The sequence below is a fragment of the uncultured Reyranella sp. genome, from assembly GCF_945957355.1.
Classification (GTDB): domain Bacteria; phylum Pseudomonadota; class Alphaproteobacteria; order Reyranellales; family Reyranellaceae; genus Reyranella.
In genome coordinates this window covers 302,733-320,293 of record NZ_CAMFKM010000006.1, presented here as the reverse complement: position 1 = coordinate 320,293, position 17,561 = coordinate 302,733, and the positions used below count along the sequence as shown (strand labels likewise).

The following is a 17,561-nucleotide window of genomic DNA, read 5'->3' as shown; positions in this document are numbered from 1 at the left end:
ATGGCCGGGTGCGGGGAACGGTGTCAATTCAACGAACGGGGGTTGTAATGAAGCTGGGACGCAGGAACGCCTTGAAGGCTGGCGTGGGCGTGGGAGCAATGGCGATGGTCGGTGCGCCGGCCGTGGTGAGGGCGCAGGCGGCACTGAAGCTGCCGCTCGCGACCGTGTGGCCGGATGGAAATTTCCACACGGTCAACGTCAAGCGCTTCGCCGAGGAAGTGAAGAAGGCGACGAACGGCGCCGTCGAGATCGACGTCAAGGCGGGCGGACAGCTCGGCTTCAAGGGACCCGAGCAGATGCGCGCCGTGCGCGATGGACTTGTGCCGATGGCCGACATCCTGAACATCCAGCAGATCGGCGACGAACCGATCTTCGGCGTCGAGGGCATCCCCTTCATCTGCAACAACATCGAAGAGCTTAAGGTGCTGCACAAGTATCTGCGGCCCGAGTTCGAGAAGGTGCTGCTGAAGAACAACCAGACCATGCTCTACACGGTGCCGTGGCCGACGCAGTACCTGCATCTCAAGGTCAAGGCGGAATCGCTGGATGCGCTCAAGGGCATCAAGATCCGCGTGCCCGACAAGAACGCCCAGGAAATGTGCAGCGCCATCGGCATGGCGCCGGCGCTGATCCCCTGGGGTGAGACGATCGCGGCTCTGTCGTCGGGCGCCGTCGCGGGCGTGTCGACCTCGTCGGTTTCGGCCGTGGACGGCAAGTTCTGGGAGTTCCTGAAGTTCTTCCACCAGACCAACCATGCCTGGTCGTCGGAGATCGTCACGATCAATAACGACACGCTCAAGAAGATCTCGGCGGCCAACCAGAAGATCATCATCGATCTGGCCAAGAAGCTGGAGCCCGAGTTCTGGCAGTCGTCGCTGCAGGCGGACAAGGACAGCAACGCCCGCTTGATCGCCGGCGGCATGCAGCTCGTCATTCCCTCGGCGGCGATGACGGCCGACCTCCAGAAGAAGACGGCGCCGATGATCGCCGAATTCTACAAGCGCGTTCCGGCGGCGGAGAAGCCGATCAAGGCCTACCTCGCCGAAATGAAGCGCGCGTGAGCGGTCACGGCCCCAATCCCAACGCCGGCGCGCCGCCCGTGCTGCGCGCCTTCCTCGACGGGATCGACGTGCTGGGCCGTCTCGACGGCTGGATGGGCGCCGCCTGCCTGGTGGCGCTCACCTGCCTGATGCTGGGCGAGGTCCTCGTCCGGGCGCTCTCGGACGTCTTCCCCTGGGTACCGTCGGACATTCCGGTCGCCTGGGAATATGGCTCCTATCTCATGGCCGCGGCCTTCACCTTCGGTGCCGCCATGACCCTGCGGGCCGGCGGCCATATCCGTGTCACCCTCATCCTGGCGCGGATCGGACCGAAGGCGCGGCGCTGGCTGGAGACGGTCCTCGCAGCGCTGGGCGTTGGCTTCTCCGGCTATCTCGCACTGGCGATGGTGAACTTCACTTGGCGCAGCTTCGTGTCGGACCAGGTGTCGATCTCCAGCGCGACACCGCTGTGGATTCCGCAGGCGCTGGTGACGTTCGGAATCTGTCTGCTGGTCATGCAGTTCATCGCGCGGTTCTTCCAGGCCCTGTTCGGCCTGCCGCTCGAGGACCTCAACATGCGCGCCGGTTCCGTCGCTGAGTAGTTTGTCGCGCGAGTTGATATCCGATGCTTGAAGTCGTCCTCACCATGTTCGTCGTGCTGTTCGCCTTCCTGGCGGGCGGCCTGTGGATCGGCTGGACCCTGGCCGTCACCGGCACGGTGCTGCTGGCGATCTTCCGCGACATCCCGCTCGACAAGCTGCTGGCGCAGTACACCTGGAACATCCTGACCACGCAGGAACTGCTGGCGCTGCCGCTGTTCATCATCATGGGTGAGATCCTGTTCCGCACGCGCCTGTCGCAGACCCTGTTCCGCGGCCTGACGCCGTGGGCCGCGATGCTGCCGGGGCGGCTGCTGCACGTGAACGTCATCGGCTGCACGATCTTCGCTGCCATCTCGGGTTCGTCTGCGGCGACGACCCAGGTGGTGGGCCGCATCTCGCTGACGGAGCTCCTGAAGCGCGGTTACTCGAAGGATGTCGCCGTGGGCTCGCTGGCGGGGGCCGGCACGCTCGGGTTCCTGATTCCGCCCTCCAACATCATGATCATCTATGGCGTGCTGGGCGACGTCTCGATCGCCAAGCTCTTCACGGCAGGCTTCATCCCCGGCTTCCTGCTGGCGGGCTGCTTCATGGGCTGGATCATGATCTACACCGCCCTGAAGCCCCAGCTGGTGCCGGAAGCGGAGCGCAAGGTGCGCATCGCCACGGCGGCGGAGTTCCTGACGTCGATTCGCGAACTGGGACCGGCCGTGTTCCTGATCCTGTGCGTGCTGGGCTCCATGTATGGTGGCCTCGCAACGCCGTCAGAAGCCGCTGCCGTGGGCGTGCTGGGCGCGCTGGTGGTGGCCGGGATCCAGCGCGAACTGTCGCTTCCCGCGCTGAAGGCCATCGCCATCGGTTCGGTGCAGACCTGCGCCATGATCGCGCTGATCGTACTGGGCGCCTCGATCCTGGGAAGTGCCGCGGCCTTCCTGGGTATCCCCGGAGCCGTCGCCGAGTTCGTGAGCAGCCTCGGCCTTTCGTCGTTCATGCTGATCGTGGCCCTGATCGTCTTCTACCTGATCCTGGGCTGCTTCCTCGACGGCTTCAGCATGATCGTGATGACCCTGCCGATCGTCATGCCGATCGTGAAGGCCGCCGGTTTCGACCCGATCTGGTTCGGCGTCTTTCTCGTCCTGGTCGTCGAGATGGCGCAGATCACGCCGCCGGTCGGCTTCAACCTGTTCGTGATCCAGGGGCTGACCGAGGACGGGCTGGGCTACATCGCCCGCGTGACCTTGCCATTCCTCGCGATCATGGTTCTGTTCACCATGGCGATCGCCGTATTCCCCGACATTGCCCTCTGGCTTCCCCGCTATCTCAGCAGCTAGTCTGCCCCTCTCGAACGAGGGGAGCTGAATGGAACCGCGTCAGGTCAGGACCGCCGCCGATGCCCTGAAGATCGTCAAGGAGCGGGGGCTCACCCACGTGAAGGTGGGGGTCCACGACATCGACGGCATTCTTCGCGGCAAGTACATCCACGTCGACAAGTTCCGCTCCGCCCTCGAAGGAGGCTTCGGCTTCTGCGACGTGGTGTTGGGCTGGGACATGAACGACCAGCTCTACGACAATGTCACCTACACGGGCTGGCATACGGGCTATCCAGACGCCAATGTCCGCATCCTGCCGGAGACCTGCCGCGAGATCGCGACGGAGCCCGGCAACCTGTTTTTCCTCTGCGAGTTCGTGGGGAAGGCCGAGGAGATCTGTCCGCGCGGCACGTTGCGCCGCGTGCTGGAGCGCGCGCGGAAGCTCGGCTTCGAGGTCAAGGTCGGCTTCGAATACGAATTCTTCGTCTTCGCCGAGACACCGGAATCGATCCGCGAGAAGGGCTACCGCAACCTGAAGCCGATCTCGCCCGGCTTCTTCGGTTATTCGGTCCTGCGCAACTCGGTCCTGTCGGACTGGTACCGCGACCTGCTCGCCATGTGCGAGGCGATGGACATGGGCATCGAGGGGCTGCACACGGAGACCGGCGCCGGCGTTCTCGAGGCCGCGCTCCGGGTCGACGATGCGCTCGCGGCCACCGACAAGGCCGCCTTGTTCAAGATCTTCACCAAGGTGCTGGCGCAGAAGCAGGGCTGGCTCGCCACCTTCATGGCCAAGTGGTCGAAGGACTGGCCGGGCTGTGGCGGCCACATGCACATGTCGCTGTGGAAAGGCGGCAAGCCGGTTTTCTTCGACGAGAAGGCACCGCATCGCATGAGCCGGACGATGCGCCAGTTTGTCGGCGGCCAGGCGGCGCTGATGCCCGAGCTGCTGGGGATGGTGGCCTCGAACGTGAATTCCTACCGGCGACTCATTCCGGGCTTCTGGGCGCCGACCGCCTCGACCTGGGGCGTCGAGAACCGCACCACCTCGCTGCGAGTGATCCCGGGTTCGGCCAAGTCGACCCGGGTCGAGTATCGCGTCGCCGCCGCCGACGCCAATCCCTACCTGGCGATCGCCGCGGCCATCGGTTCGGGCCTGTGGGGGATCGAGAACGACATCGATCCCGGCGAGCCCATCACCGGCAATTCCTACGACAAGAAGCACCCCGCCAAATCGCAGCTGCCACGGACGCTCATGGAAGCAGCCGGGCGGCTCAAGGCCTCGAAGCCGGCTCGCAACCTCTTCGGCGACGCCTTCGTCGATCATTATTCGGCAACACGCGAGTGGGAAGAGCGGGAGTTCCGCAAGGCCATCACGGACTGGGAACTCGACCGCTACATGGAAATCATCTGATGTCGTCCCCGGCGCCGCTCATCGGCAACTGGAACTTCCCGACTGCCATCCGCTTCGGCGCCGGCCGCGTCAGCGAACTTGCCGATGCCTGTAAGGCGGTTGGCCTGCGGCGGCCGCTTCTGGTGACCGATCCGGGGCTGGCCAGGCTGTCGATGGTCTCCAGCGCGACCCTGTCGCTGCGCAAGGCGGGTATCGAGGTGGCGGTTTTCAGTGACGTGAGACCCAATCCGGTCTTGGCCAATGTCGAGGCGGGCGTGCGCGTCCTGCGTGCCGGCAAGCACGACGGCGTCATCGCCTGGGGCGGCGGTTCGGGCATCGATGCGGGCAAGGCCATCGCCTTCATGGCCGGGCAGACCCGGCCGCTGTGGGACTTCGAGGATGTCGGCGACTGGCATACGCGCGCCAACCCGGCCGGCATCCGCCCGTCGATCGCCGTGCCGACGACCGCCGGCACCGGCTCCGAGACCGGCCGCGCGGCGGTAATCACCAATCCCGCGACGAAAACCAAGAAGGTGATCTTCCATCCGATGATGATGCCGCAGCTCGTGATTGCCGACCCGGAGCTGACGGTCGGCTTGTCGCCGAAGCTGACGGCCGGCACCGGCATGGATGCCTTCTGCCACTGTCTGGAGGCCTATTGTGCACCGGGCTACCATCCCTACGCGGAAGGCATTGCCGTCGAAGGCATGCGGCTGGTGAAGGAGAACCTTGCCCGCGCCGTCAGGGACGGTCGCGATATCGAGGCCCGCGGGCACATGCTGGCGGCCTCGCAGATGGGCTCGACGGCCTTCCAGAAAGGGCTGGGGGCCATCCATGCGCTGTCGCATCCGGTGGGGGCCGTTCTGGATACGCACCATGGGCTGACGAATGCCGTCGTCATGCCCTACGTGATCCAGTTCAATCGCGTGGCCATCGAGGACAGGATCGTGCGCCTGGCGCGCTGGCTCAACCTGCGCACGCCGACCTTCGAGGGTTTCATGCAGTGGACGCTCGAGCTGCGGCGTGAAGTGGGAATTCCCCAGACGCTGGCCGAGCTGGGTGTGAAGATCGAGCATCTCGACCGGTTCTCGGAAATGGCGGCGGACGATCCGACGGCCCGTGGCAATCCGGTCAAGGCCAGCGTGCCGGAGATGCGCAGGATGTACGAGGCCGCCATCGCAGGGAGGCTCTGATGGCCGCGTTTCCAACCCACGCCCGCGTCGTCATCATCGGTGGCGGTATCATGGGCTGCTCGACGGCCTATCACCTCGCGAAGCAGGGCTGGAAGGACATCGTGCTGCTGGAGCAGGGGCGCCTGAGCGGCGGCACGACCTGGCATGCGGCAGGCCTCGTGGGCCAGTTGCGCAGCGTCCAGAACCTGACGCGGCTGATCCGCTACAGCACCGAGCTCTATTCTAAACTCGAGGCCGAGACCGGTCTCGCCACCGGCTGGAAGCGATCGGGCTCGCTCATCGTGGCGCGAACCGAAGAGCGCATGACCTTGCTGCGTCGTTCCGCTGCCATGGCCAGCGCGCAGGGCGTGGAGTGCGAGCCGCTGACGCCGCAACAGGCCGGCGACAAGTATCCGATCATGCGCACCGACGATCTCGTGGGCGCGGTGTGGCTGCCGGGCGACGGCAAGGCCAATCCGGCCGACATCACGCAGTCCCTGGCGAAGGGCGCGCGCAACGGCGGTGTTCGCATCTTCGAGAAGGTGCGCGTCACCGCGATCGACACGGAAGAGGGGCCGGGCGGCCCGAGGGTCACCGGCGTGCGGACGACCGAGGGGCCGATCAAGGCCGAGATCGTGGTCAACTGCGGCGGCCAGTGGGCACGCCAGCTCGGCCGGATGGTCGGCGTGACGGTGCCGCTCTATTCCTGCGAGCACATGTACATCGTCACCGAGAAGATGGAGAACGTGCCGCGCGACCTGCCGGTCATGCGCGATCCCGACGGCTACATCTATTTCAAGGAAGAGGTCGGCGGCCTGTTGATGGGCGGCTTCGAGCCCGAGGCCAAGCCCTGGAATAAGGACGTCATCCCCGACGATTTCGAGTTCGGTATGCTGCCGGACGACTGGGACCAGTTCCAGATCCTGATGGACAATGCGCTGATCCGCGTACCGTCGCTAGAGAAGACCGGCATCAAGACCTTCATGAACGGGCCGGAAAGCTTCACGCCGGACATGAACTACATCCTGGGCGAGGCGCCTCAGCTGCGCGGCTTCTATGTCGGCGCCGGCTTCAACTCCATGGGCATCGCGAGCTCGGGCGGCGCCGGGATGGCGCTGGCGGAATGGATCGTCGCCGGCGAGCCGACGATGGACCTCTGGCCGGTCGACATCAGGCGCTTCGCGGGTTTCCACGGCAACGATGCCTGGCTGCGCAGCCGGGTCGCCGAGACGCTGGGCCTTCACTACAAGATGCCGTGGCCGCAGCGTGAGCAGGAGAGCGGCCGTCCGTTCCGACGTTCGCCGCTCTACGACCGACTGAAGGCGCGCGGCGCCTGGTTCGGCAACAAGATGGGCTGGGAGCGGCCCAACTGGTTCGCGGGCGAGGGCAAGGCGCCCGAGATGCGTTATGGCTGGGGCCGCGGCGCCTGGTTCGACGCGGTCGCCACCGAGCACCGCGCGACACGCGAAGGTGTCACGGTCACCGACGAGACCTCATTCGGCAAGCTGCTGGTGCAGGGCCGCGATGCCGAGGCCGTGCTGCAGCGCCTTTGCGCCAACGATGTCGCGGTGCCGGTCGGATGCACCGTCTACACCGGCGTGCTGAACGAGCGCGGCACCTTCGAGAGCGACGTCACCGTCGCGCGGCTGACACGTGACAAGTTCATGCTCATCACCGGCTCGGCGCAACCCATCCGCGACATGGATTGGTTGGGGCGGCACATGGCCCCCGACGCCCATGCTGTTCTCACCGACGTGACGTCGGGCTGGACCGTGCTGTCGGTCATGGGACCGAAGAGCCGCGCGTTGCTCCAGACGGTGAGCCGGGCCGATCTCTCGAACGAGGGCTTTCCTTTCGCCACGATCCGCGAGATCGGCATAGGCTACGCAACGGTGCTCGCCTCGCGCCGCACCTACATGGGCGAGCTGGGCTGGGAACTCTACGTGCCCGTCGAATTCGCCGTCACCGTGTTCGAGACGCTGCACGAGGCGGGCGCCGAATTCGGCCTGCGCGATGCCGGCTACTACGCCATCGACACGCTGCGGCTCGAGAAGGGCTACCGCGCCTGGGGCCGCGAACTGACGCCCGACGACACGCCCTTGCAGGCGGGCCTCGGTTGGGCGGTGAGCCTCGGCAAGCCGGGCGGATTCATCGGCCAGAAGGCACTCCTCGAAGCCAAGGGCCGGCCGCTGACCCGGCGGCTCGTCTCGGTCGTGCTGGAAGACCGTGAGCCGCTCCTGTGGGGCGGCGAGGCGCTACTGCGCGACGGCAGACCGGTCGGCGATCTCACCTCGGCGGGCTACGGTCACACGCTCGGCGCCTCCGTGGGCCTCGGCTACGTGAAGCGAAGCGACGGTCAGTCGGTCGACGCGGCGTGGCTGGCGGGTGGCCGCTTCGAGGTAGATCTTGCCGGCACGAAGCTTGCGGCGAAGGTCTCGCTGCGTGCGCCCTACGATCCCAGCGGATTGCGGATCAAGGGCTGATCCGTCGTCGTCTTGAGGCGCGTCTCGGCGAGTTCGCCAGCGGCTTCGAGAATCGGATAGGCGACCGTCGTAAAGTGGCCGTTGATGCGCTTCAGGTCGCGGATCACGTCCATGTGGATCGAGCTGGTCTCAATCGATTCCGGGCGCCCCTCGCGCAGTCGGGCATAGTGGCTGTCGGCTGCATGGGCCTCAGCCTCGCGGATCGCGGCCTTCTCGGCGACCAGCCGGCGGGCCAGGGTGATGTCGCGGGTCGTGAAGACGTTCAGCGCCAGCCGGAGATTGTCGAGCACGCGGGCGTGGAAGGCGCGCAGCTCCGCCGTGCCCTCGGCCGAGAAGGCATAGCGATTCTTGATCTTCTTGGCCGCCAGTTCCATCAGGTTCTTGTCGATGATGTCGCCGGCATGTTCGAGGTTGGTGACGAAGGTCAGGATCTCGACGTAGCGCTTGCCGTCCTCTTCGCCCAGCTCGGTCCGCGAAGTCTGGATCAGGTAGAGCTTGATGGCCTCGTAGAGGCTGTCGACGGCATCGTCCGCCGCCTCGATCGCCTTCATGGCGCGCGCGTCGTTCTTCTCGAACACGTCCATGGTCTGGCGCAGCATGTCGGCGACCCTGTCGCCGAGATTGAGCGTCTCCCGGAGCGCGCAGCCCAGCGCTTCGGCCGGCGTGTCGAGCACGTTGGGGTCGAGGCTGCGCGGCTTGCCGGGGTCGTCGGTCTGTGGCCGGTCTGGGACCAGGCGTCGGCAGAGCGCGGCCACTGGATCGATCAGCGGCAGGAAGACGATGGCGGCTACCACGCTGAAGGCGGTGTGGAAGTTGACGAGCAGCCGCCCGGGGGCCGGATCGACCATCATCAGCCATTGGTGAAACTGGCCGAGGAACGGCAGCAGGGCGACGCCGACCGCGACCCGCGTGATGAGGTTGCCCAGCGGCAGGCGCCGCGCCTCGGTATCGGTCGCGGCCTGGTCGAAATAGGGGGCGATCGCGCCGCCGATGTTGGCGCCGATCACCATTGCCATGCCGAGCTTGGGATCGATGATGCCGCTCGAGGCGAAGGACATCACCAGCAGCACGGTCGAGAGGCTGGAATGAATGAACCAGGTGGCGGCCGCCGCTACGAGGACGCCCATCACATATTCGTTCTGCAGCCCTTCCAGCACGGCCACGAAGGCCGGCGCCGAGCGCAGCGGCAGGGCGGCCGCTTCGAGCAGGTGCAGCGACAGCAGCATCAGGCCGAGGCCGATGGCGACGCGGCCGAGATGGCGCGCCCTGTCCGAGCTGTTCGACAGGAAGGCGATGACGCCGCCCGCGATCATGAGCGGAGAGATCCAGCCGAGGGGGAAGGACAGGACCTGTGCCGTTAGCGTCGTGCCGACATTCGCGCCCAGCATCACTGCCAGCCCGATCGACAGCGAGATCAGCCCGCGTCCCGCGAAGGAGGCGAGCAGCAAGGCGGTTGCGGTGCTCGACTGAAGCACGCCCGTCAGCACGACTCCGCCCGTGAAGGCCGTGAAGCGGTTGCGCGAGCAGGCGCCGATGGCGCGGCGCAAGGTTGCCCCGAAGGCGCGGGTCAGGCCCGTCCGCACCATGCGCACGCCCCACAACAGCAGGCAGACGCTGCCGAGGACGTTCAGGATGGTGTCGATGCCTTGCATGATTCGGGAATCCTACGCCTCGTCGTTTGACGATGAAAGTTTTTTGACATTTTTGTTACGTGAGCTGCCTCAGGCGGCCAGCCGCGTCGCTTCATCCATGAAGGCACGAACGAGCGCGACCCGCCGACGCTCCTGCAGGCACACGGCATATTCCGCGACCGCCAGATTCTGATCGGTGATGGTGATGCGGCGGAAGCGGCGATCCTCGCCGAGTTCGCTCGCGAATACCGCGCCGACGCCGAACCCGGCCGCCACCGCCTCTCGCACGCCTTCGCGGGTCTGAACCTCGACAATCGACGCGGGCCTGATATCGGCTGCCGCCATTGCCTGTTCAAGCACTTCCCGCGTGATCGAGCCGCGTTCGCGCAGCACCAGCTCCTGGCCAGCCAGTGCCGAGAGGGGCGTGCGGCCGCGTCTGCCGAGGGCATGGCCGGCCGGCGCGAACAGGACAAGCCGGTCGGTGCGCAACCGAACGGCGTGCAGGCGCGGATCGGAGAGGCTCTTGGCCATCACCGCGACATCTGCCTCGTGGCGCAGCAGGCGCTCCAACACGACGGCCGAATTGTCGATCGAAAGCGCGAAGGTGAGCCCGCCGGCGCGTTCCCGCAGCGCGGCCATGATCGGCACCACATGGTGCGCGGAGTCGGCAGCGATGCGTAGATGGCCGCGGGTCAGGGCCTGCTCGCCCAGCAGGAGGGCTTGCGCCTCGTCCTGGAGGGCGAATAGGCGCGTCGTGACGCCGTGGAGCTGCCGACCCGTCTCGGTGGGGGTGACGCTGCGGCCGCGGCGGTCGAACAGGTGCACGCCATAGGCTTTCTCCAGTGCCGTGACCTGGCCCGAGAGATTGGGTTGGCTGAGGCCGGAGGCGCGAGCCGCTGCCGAGAAGGAGCCGGCCTCGGCCACGAGGTGGAAGGCGCGGAGCTGGGTGGGCGTCATATATGATAAACCAATAGTTAACATATGAATTATATACTGGACGGATAGACACAGCGAGCCGATCATCCGCGCCATGAACATCAAGCCTGCTGCCTCCGAAACCGGCGATCCGCTGCTGCTGACGCCCGGCCCGCTCACCACGTCTGCCAGCGTGAAGCAGGCAATGGTCCACGACTGGGGCTCGCGCGATCAGGGCTTCATCGCCATCAACAAGATGGTGCTGGAGAAGATCGTCGAACTGGCCGGCGGTCAGGGCACGCATGTGACCGTGCCGGTGCAGGGCTCCGGCACCTTCGCCGTGGAGGCGATGATCACGACCTTCGTGCCGAAGTCCGGCAAGCTGCTGGTCGTGATCAACGGCGCCTATGGTCAGCGCGCGAAGAAGATCGCCGAGATCGCCGGCCGCGCGGTCGCGACCTACGAAACGCCGGAAGACACGCCCCCCGATCTCGCCAGGCTCGAGAAGATTCTCGTCGACGACAAGGCGATCACGCACGTCTTCGCCGTCCATTGCGAGACCACGTCGGGCATCCTCAACCCGATCGTGGAGATCGCCGCCCTGGTGAAGAAGCAGGGCCGCCGCCTGCTGGTCGATTCGATGTCGGCCTTCGGCGCGATCGAGATCGATGCCCGCAACGTCCACTACGACGCGCTCGCGGCCTCCTCGAACAAGTGCCTCGAAGGCGTGCCGGGCCTCGGCTTCGTCGTCTGCCGCAATGCCGCCCTCGCCGAATGCAAGGGCAATGCGACCACGCTGGTGCTCGACTTGTTCGACCAGGCCGAGGGCTTCGCGAAGACGGGCCAGTACCGTTTCACGCCGCCGATCCACGTCATCGTGGCGCTGGGCAAGGCGATCGAGGAGCACGCGGCCGAAGGCGGCGTGGCAGGCCGTGGCAAGCGCTATCGGGAGAATGCCACGGTCCTGATCGACGGCATGCGCGCCATGGGTTTCAGGACGTTGCTGCCGAACGACCTGCAGGCGCCGATCATCGTCACCTTCCACATGCCGACCGATCCGAAGTTCGTCTTCCAGCGCTTCTATGACGGGCTCAAGGACCGCGGCTACGTGATCTATCCGGGCAAGCTCACCGTGGCGGATTCGTTCCGCATGGGCTGCATCGGGCGCCTCAACGCCGATCATATGCGCGGCGCCCTGGCGGCGGTCCGCGAGGTGCTGGACGAGATGCGGGTGACCAACGGCGGCCCGGCACTGGCGGCAGAATAGGGGAACAGGACATGGCACCCGACAGCATCAACGTCAGCGGCGGCGACATCTCCGTCAACGGCCGCAGCTACCGTCTGCCCAAGCAGCCCGTCGTCGTGGTCTGCGTCGACGGATCTGAGCCCGGTTACATCGAGCGCGCCGTCGAGGCGGGGCAGGCACCATGGTTCGCCAAGGTCCTGAAAGAGGGCACGAACCTGGTCGGCGAGTGCGTGGTGCCGAGCTTCACCAATCCGAACAACCTGTCGATCGTCACCGGCCGTCCGCCGGCCGTCCATGGGATCTGCGGCAACTACTTCCTCGATCCCGAGACGGGCAAGGAAGTGATGATGAACGATCCGAAGTTCCTGCGGGTCGAGACGCTGTTCCCCGCCTTCCAGCGCGCCGGCTGCCGTATCGCGGTCATCACCGCCAAGGACAAGCTGCGCGGCCTGCTGGGCAAGGGGCTCGAACTGGGCGCCGGCAAGGCCTGCTCCTTCTCGTCGGAGAAGTCGGACAAGGCGACCCTGGCCGACAATGGCATCGACCATGTGAACGAACTGGTGGGCATGGGCGTGCCGGACGTCTACAGCGCCGGCCTCTCGGAGTTCGTGTTCGCCGCCGGCGTCAAGCTGATGGAGAGGGACCGGCCGCAAATCATGTATCTGTCGACCACTGACTACATCCAGCACAAGCATGCGCCGGGCACGCCGGTCGCCAATGCCTTCTACGCCATGATGGACGGCTATCTTGCCCAGCTCGACACCATGGGCTGTACCATCGTTATCACGGCCGACCATGGCATGAACGCCAAGTTCGGCAGCGACGGCCAGCCCGACGTCATCTACCTGCAGGACCTGTTCGACGGCTGGGTGGGCAAGGACAAGGCCCGCGTCATCCTGCCGATCACCGATCCTTATGTCGTGCATCACGGCGCACTGGGCTCCTTTGCAGTCGTCTATTGCACCAATCCGACGGAGTGGGCCGCCAGGCTGAAGGCGATGCCGGGCATCGAGGCGGCGCTCACCAAGGAAGAGGCGGCGGCAAGCTTCGAGCTACCGGCCGATCGCCTGGGCGATCTCATCGTCGTCTCGACCAAGCACAAGGTGCTGGGCACCTCGGCCTTGCGACACGATCTCTCGGGCCTCACCGAGCCGCTGCGCAGCCATGGCGGCGTCTCCGAGCAGCGCGTGCCGCTGCTGTGCAACCGCAGGCTCGCGAGCGGCGACACGGGTGCGCATCGCTGGCGCAATTTCGACGCCTTCGACCTCGCCCTCAACCTCGTCGCCTGAGAGAGTTTCATGGACACCATCACCCGCACCGGCTCCGACGTCCGGCATGAATATCTCCGCATCGCGGGGAAGAAGGTCGAGACCAAGGCGCGCCTCGAAGTGCGCTTCCCCTGGGACAATCGCCTGGTCGGCACCGTGCCGCGCGCCACGCCCGAACTGGTGGCCGAGGCGTTCCAGATCGCCCACGACTACAAGCCGAAGCTCACCCGGTATCAGCGCCAGCAGATCCTGCTGAAGACGGCCGACCTTCTGGTCTCGCGCAAGGAAGAGCTGTCGCGCCTGATTACCCTGGAGTCGGGGCTCTGCCTGAAGGACTCGCTCTACGAGGTCGGCCGCGCCTACGACGTCTTCACCTTCGCGGGCCAGCTCTGCATGCTGGACGATGGGCAGACCTTCTCCTGCGACCTCACCCCGCACGGCAAGTCGCGCAAGATCTTCACCCTGCGTCAGCCGCTGAACGCGATCTCGGCGATCACGCCGTTCAACCATCCGCTCAACATGGTGGCGCACAAGCTGGCGCCGGCCTTCGCGACCAACAATTGCGTCGTGCTGAAGCCCACCGAGCTGACGCCGCTCACGGCGCTGTTCCTGGCGGACACGCTCTACGAGGCGGGTCTGCCGCCGGAAATGCTGTCGGTCATCACCGGCAATCCGTCCGACATCGGCGACGCGATGATCGTCGATCCGCGTTCCGACCTCGTCACGTTCACGGGCTCGGTCCGCGTCGGCAAGTACATTGCCGAGAAGGCGGGCTACAAGCGCATCGTCCTCGAACTGGGCGGCAACGACCCGCTGATCGTCATGGAGGATGCCGACCTCGACAAGGCAGCCGAGCTGGCCGTCGCGGGCGCCACCAAGAATTCCGGCCAGCGCTGCACCGCCGTGAAGCGCATTCTGGTCGTCGACAAGGTGGCCGATGCCTTCGTCGAGCGGGTACTCGCCAAGGCGAAGAAGCTGAAGGCCGGCGATCCGCTCGATCCCGAGACCGATGTCGGCACCGTGATCCACGAACGCGCGGCGACGCTGTTCCAGAACAGGGTGAGCGAGGCGGTGGCGAAGTACGGTGCGAAGCTGCTGCACGGCAACGACCGCCGGGGCGCGCTCTTCCCGCCCACCGTCGTCGACCACGTCGATCCGCAGGCCGAGCTGGTGCGCGAGGAAACCTTCGGCCCGGCGATTCCGATCATCCGCGTGAGAGACATCAGCCACGCCATCCAGGTCTCCAACGGCACGGCCTACGGCCTGTCGTCGGGCGTCTGCACGGATCGTCTCGACTACATCACGAAGTTCGTCGACGAACTGCAGGTCGGCACGGTGAACGTCTGGGAAGTGCCCGGCTACCGCATCGAGATGTCGCCGTTCGGCGGCATCAAGGATTCGGGCCTCGGCTACAAGGAGGGCGTGCTCGAGGCGATGAAGAGCTTCACCAATGTAAAGACCTGGTCGCTGCCCTGGCCGGGCTAGAGTCTTTCCGCTTCGAGTTCACACACAACATCTCATCCTGAGTAGGCCCGAAGGGCCGTCTCGAAGGATGAACAACAGACGCGGTGCTCGTGCCCATCCTTCGAGATGCGCTCCTGCGGAGCGCTCCGCAGGGTGAGGTGGTTTTTTAGGAAGACTGCTATGATTCAGTGTCAGTCGGAAAGACTCTAGGCATCCGTTGAAGGGCCGGCGCGTTTAGCGCTGCCACACAGGATGGAGGACCATATGCCGGAGACGATGTCCTATTCCGGAAGCTGCCATTGCGGCGCCGTCGCCTTTGACGTCGATCTCGACGTCTCCGGCGCACTGAAGTGCAATTGCTCGATCTGTACGCGGCTCGGCGCCGTATGGGCCTTCGCGCCGAAGGCCAGCTTCAAGTTGAAGTCGGGAGCGGCCGAGCAGGGTGACTACCAGTTCGGCAAGAAGTCGCTGCACCACCGCTTCTGTACCCGGTGCGGCATCGAGAGCTATGCCGAGGGGACGATGCCGGATGGCACGCCCACCGTCGGGATCAACCTTCGCTGCGTCGAAGGAATAGACGTCGACAAACTCAGTCCGAAGGACTGGGACGGCCGCAGCCAGTAGCGTCCGCCGTCAGGGCGGGGTCATGTCGGCCTTCTCCCAGCCCTTGTCCGGATTGTAGACGGTGATCGCGGCGGCCTTGGTTGCCGTGTCGGGGCCGAGGTCCTGCTCATAGACGACACCGTCCTGGTTCACCATGAAGGTCATCACGCCGGTGTCATCGTAGCGGACCGGCCAGGCGAGGATGGCAAAGCCGCCAATCATGCGCCCTTTCACGAGATAATCGTACGCGCCGCCCGGCGCCTCCGGGCCCTGGGCGTAGAGGAGGCGAAAGCGGTAGCCGTAGTAGCCGTCTTCGGTGCCGCCCTGGCCCTGGGCCTGGGCGGTCGCGAGGGCGGGGCCGATCGGGCTCTGGGGCTCGCCTGGAGCTACATCCCAGTAGAGCCCATCTTTCTTGCCCGGCGAGCTGAGCAGTCGCCGCGCATAGACCGGTGCACCGACCTTCATCGGATCGAGTGCGGCGTATTCGTGCTCCGCATCGACCAGCGCCAGCAGGCTCTGGATGACCGACAGTTCGTTGCGGCCGATACGGCGTGCGGTGATTTCCTTGCGGCCCGCCTCGACGTCGAAGCGCCACTGGTCGCCGTCCCTGACGATCGGAATGGGCCCCGTCCAGCCGGTGGTGCCGGCTTCGATCGTCGCCTTGTTGCCGTCGACGACGATCTTGTGGCTCGTGTCCCAGGCTTCGAGGAACTTTTCGCGCAGCCGCTCCTCGTCCTCCGGCCGGCCCAGCACGATGTCGCGCCAGCCGCTGCCGAGGATCGCACCGACGGCCTTGCTGTCGTCGCGCCTGATGGCGTCGGTTAGCGCATTGGCGGCCGCCTCGGGCGTTGCGAAGCCCTCCGGCTTCGCGGATTGGGCCGAGGCACCCGTCACGAGGGCAATGGCCAGGCCGCTTGCCACGAGGAGGGCGAGAAGCGCCTTCCGGAACATCGACGCGCTCATTGCCGTCCTCCGCCGCGATTGCCGCCGCCCGCGCGGCCTCCACCACCTCCGGCTCCGCCGCCTCCGCCGGCGCGTGCGCCACCACTACCTCCTCCTCCGCGCGCACCACCCCCACCGGACGGATGCGTGGCGGCCCGGGATTGCTGCGCCCGCCCGCGGGCCGCCTCGCGATTGACCTGTTGTCCGTTGTTGGTGCCGCGGATGGCACCGCCGCCGCGGGGCGCTCCGGCGTGGTTCTGGAAGTTGGGATGCTGGCCGCCAGCGGCGCGATTGGTGACGTTGGGGCGTTGCGCAGTGCCCCCGCCAGCGGGGCGGTTCGGCGGGCTGGGACGCGCATTGGCCTGCGGCCTCGGCTGGTTTTCGAGGCGCCCCCGGAACTCCTGGCGCTGATCTGCGCCGGGCCGCGTCTGATTGAAGCGCTGGCGCGTCGCGGGATCGCGATAGGCCACGCCCTTTCGGTGGACCGGCTCGTGCTGCCAGCGGCCGTTGTTGATGTTGTTGACGTTGAAGTTGCGGTCGATGTTGACCGCGCGGTTGACGTTCACGTTGACGTAGCTGTTGCCGCGTCCCCAGTTCCAGCCCCCGAAGATCGCGCCGGCAGCCGCGATGCCGACGCCGAAGAGCAGGCCGGTCAGCAGCGCCGAGCCGTACCCGTATCCGGGTGGCGGCGGATAGTAGGTCGGTGGAGAGGCCGGGTAGGGCCAGGTCCCGTATACGGTATTGGGATTGTAGGCCGGTACGTAGATCACTTCCGGATTCGTCGGGGCGATGACAATGGTCCGATCGGTACCCGATCCCTGCGAGGTGACCGTCTGCTCCTTGCCGCTCTGCAGGTTGCCGGCGTCGGCCGCCTTGGCGCGCAGGCGCTGGATCGAATCGGCGACATCCTGCTGCTGGGCGATCATCGCGTCACCGATCTTCTGCATCCAGTCGAGGTGGTCGCTGAGCTGGGTGAGGACTTGCGGAAAGGCGACCAGCGACTTCACGCTGACGTCCCAACTCTTGTCCTTGACGGCCGCGACGGCGGCGTCGCCCTTCAGGTTGGGGTTGGCCTTTGACCAGCGGGCGGCCTCGACGACTTCCAGGGGATAGCTTGCCGCCATCAGGGTCTGCGCAAGCACGGCATCGGGATAGAGCGCGATCGGCGCCAGGATCTGGTCGAGCTGCTCGGGCGTGAATGGCTTGCCGCCCGCGTCCTGCGCTCGTGCGGCGGGCCAGATGCCGGCCGCAAGCGTAGCGGCGAGGGCGGTCAACAGGCTGCGACGCTGCATGGAATTCTCTCCCCCAATCGCGTTCTGCCGACAGTCCAGGCTGTTCTCGTGGCAGACGCGGCGCGATCATGATCCATTTGGGCGCTTCGGCAGTGCCGCTGCAACAAAAATTGGTGCCTTGTTCGCGGCGGTCCGCTCAGAGGCCCGGCCGCGGACTGGTCTGGTCTCATATCCAGTGCGAGGATCGGAAACGGTGGGTGGAT

Annotated in this window: 14 protein-coding genes; 10 read left to right on the top strand and 4 right to left on the bottom strand. The window is 66.1% G+C overall.

Features of this window, described 5'->3' with window-relative positions:
• The first annotated feature begins 47 nt into the window (after nucleotides 1–47).
• From Q0Q48_RS13000 to Q0Q48_RS12975, 6 genes are read left to right on the top strand one after another with little or no spacing between them, the layout of a single operon-like run.
• Complete coding sequence (locus tag Q0Q48_RS13000; RefSeq protein ID WP_295138189.1) at nucleotides 48–1,061, top strand: TRAP transporter substrate-binding protein; 1,014 nt, start codon at nucleotides 48–50, stop codon at nucleotides 1,059–1,061.
• Entirely contained in the window at nucleotides 1,058–1,642 is a 585-nt protein-coding gene (locus Q0Q48_RS12995; protein WP_295138186.1) for a TRAP transporter small permease, read from the top strand. The genes Q0Q48_RS13000 and Q0Q48_RS12995 overlap by 4 nt, the downstream gene beginning before the upstream one ends.
• A 23-nt stretch (nucleotides 1,643–1,665) precedes the next feature.
• Entirely contained in the window at nucleotides 1,666–2,970 is a 1,305-nt protein-coding gene (locus Q0Q48_RS12990) for a TRAP transporter large permease subunit (RefSeq protein ID WP_295138183.1), read from the top strand.
• Nucleotides 2,971–2,998: 28 nt separating this feature from the next.
• Complete coding sequence (locus Q0Q48_RS12985; protein ID WP_295138181.1) at nucleotides 2,999–4,363, top strand: glutamine synthetase family protein; 1,365 nt, start codon at nucleotides 2,999–3,001, stop codon at nucleotides 4,361–4,363.
• On the top strand, nucleotides 4,363–5,535 hold the full coding sequence (locus Q0Q48_RS12980) for an iron-containing alcohol dehydrogenase (RefSeq protein ID WP_295138179.1): 1,173 nt from the start codon (nucleotides 4,363–4,365) through the stop codon (nucleotides 5,533–5,535). Before Q0Q48_RS12985 ends, Q0Q48_RS12980 begins: the two co-directional genes overlap by 1 nt.
• A complete protein-coding gene (locus Q0Q48_RS12975; RefSeq protein WP_295138278.1) occupies nucleotides 5,532–7,997 on the top strand; it encodes an FAD-dependent oxidoreductase in 2,466 nt (821 codons plus the stop codon). Before Q0Q48_RS12980 ends, Q0Q48_RS12975 begins: the two co-directional genes overlap by 4 nt.
• Here the strand turns inward: Q0Q48_RS12975 and Q0Q48_RS12970 are convergent.
• The gene (locus Q0Q48_RS12970) at nucleotides 7,964–9,649 is read right to left on the bottom strand and encodes a Na/Pi cotransporter family protein (RefSeq protein WP_295138177.1); all 1,686 of its coding nucleotides are present in this window, start codon (nucleotides 9,647–9,649) and stop codon (nucleotides 7,964–7,966) included. The two genes, Q0Q48_RS12975 and Q0Q48_RS12970, sit on opposite strands and share 34 nt — an antisense overlap.
• A gap of 69 nt (nucleotides 9,650–9,718) precedes the next feature.
• Nucleotides 9,719–10,660 (bottom strand): LysR substrate-binding domain-containing protein, encoded by a 942-nt coding sequence (locus tag Q0Q48_RS12965; protein ID WP_295138175.1) that lies wholly within the window; start codon nucleotides 10,658–10,660, stop codon nucleotides 9,719–9,721.
• Between Q0Q48_RS12965 and Q0Q48_RS12960 the strand changes: the two genes are divergently transcribed.
• From Q0Q48_RS12960 to Q0Q48_RS12945, 4 genes are all read left to right on the top strand, one after another.
• Nucleotides 10,659–11,810, top strand: a complete 1,152-nt coding sequence (locus Q0Q48_RS12960; RefSeq protein ID WP_295138173.1) for a 2-aminoethylphosphonate--pyruvate transaminase — start codon at nucleotides 10,659–10,661, stop codon at nucleotides 11,808–11,810. The genes Q0Q48_RS12965 and Q0Q48_RS12960 overlap by 2 nt on opposite strands.
• An 11-nt stretch (nucleotides 11,811–11,821) precedes the next feature.
• Nucleotides 11,822–13,078 (top strand): phosphonoacetate hydrolase, encoded by a 1,257-nt coding sequence (gene phnA / locus Q0Q48_RS12955; protein WP_295138171.1) that lies wholly within the window; start codon nucleotides 11,822–11,824, stop codon nucleotides 13,076–13,078.
• Nucleotides 13,079–13,087: 9 nt separating this feature from the next.
• A complete protein-coding gene (phnY, locus tag Q0Q48_RS12950) occupies nucleotides 13,088–14,542 on the top strand; it encodes a phosphonoacetaldehyde dehydrogenase (protein ID WP_295138169.1) in 1,455 nt (484 codons plus the stop codon).
• A 243-nt stretch (nucleotides 14,543–14,785) separates the two neighbouring features.
• The gene (locus Q0Q48_RS12945; protein WP_295138167.1) at nucleotides 14,786–15,145 is read left to right on the top strand and encodes a GFA family protein; all 360 of its coding nucleotides are present in this window, start codon (nucleotides 14,786–14,788) and stop codon (nucleotides 15,143–15,145) included.
• A gap of 9 nt (nucleotides 15,146–15,154) precedes the next feature.
• Here the strand turns inward: Q0Q48_RS12945 and Q0Q48_RS12940 are convergent, their stop codons facing one another.
• Nucleotides 15,155–16,087: a DUF2950 domain-containing protein gene (locus Q0Q48_RS12940; RefSeq protein ID WP_295138165.1), complete on the bottom strand. Its 933-nt coding sequence runs from the start codon at nucleotides 16,085–16,087 to the stop codon at nucleotides 15,155–15,157.
• Nucleotides 16,084–17,358 carry a DUF3300 domain-containing protein gene (locus tag Q0Q48_RS12935; RefSeq protein ID WP_295138163.1) on the bottom strand — a complete coding sequence of 425 codons (1,275 nt, stop codon included), beginning with the start codon at nucleotides 17,356–17,358 and terminating at the stop codon, nucleotides 16,084–16,086. The genes Q0Q48_RS12940 and Q0Q48_RS12935 overlap by 4 nt, the downstream gene beginning before the upstream one ends.
• Between the last annotated feature and the right edge of the window lie 203 nt (nucleotides 17,359–17,561).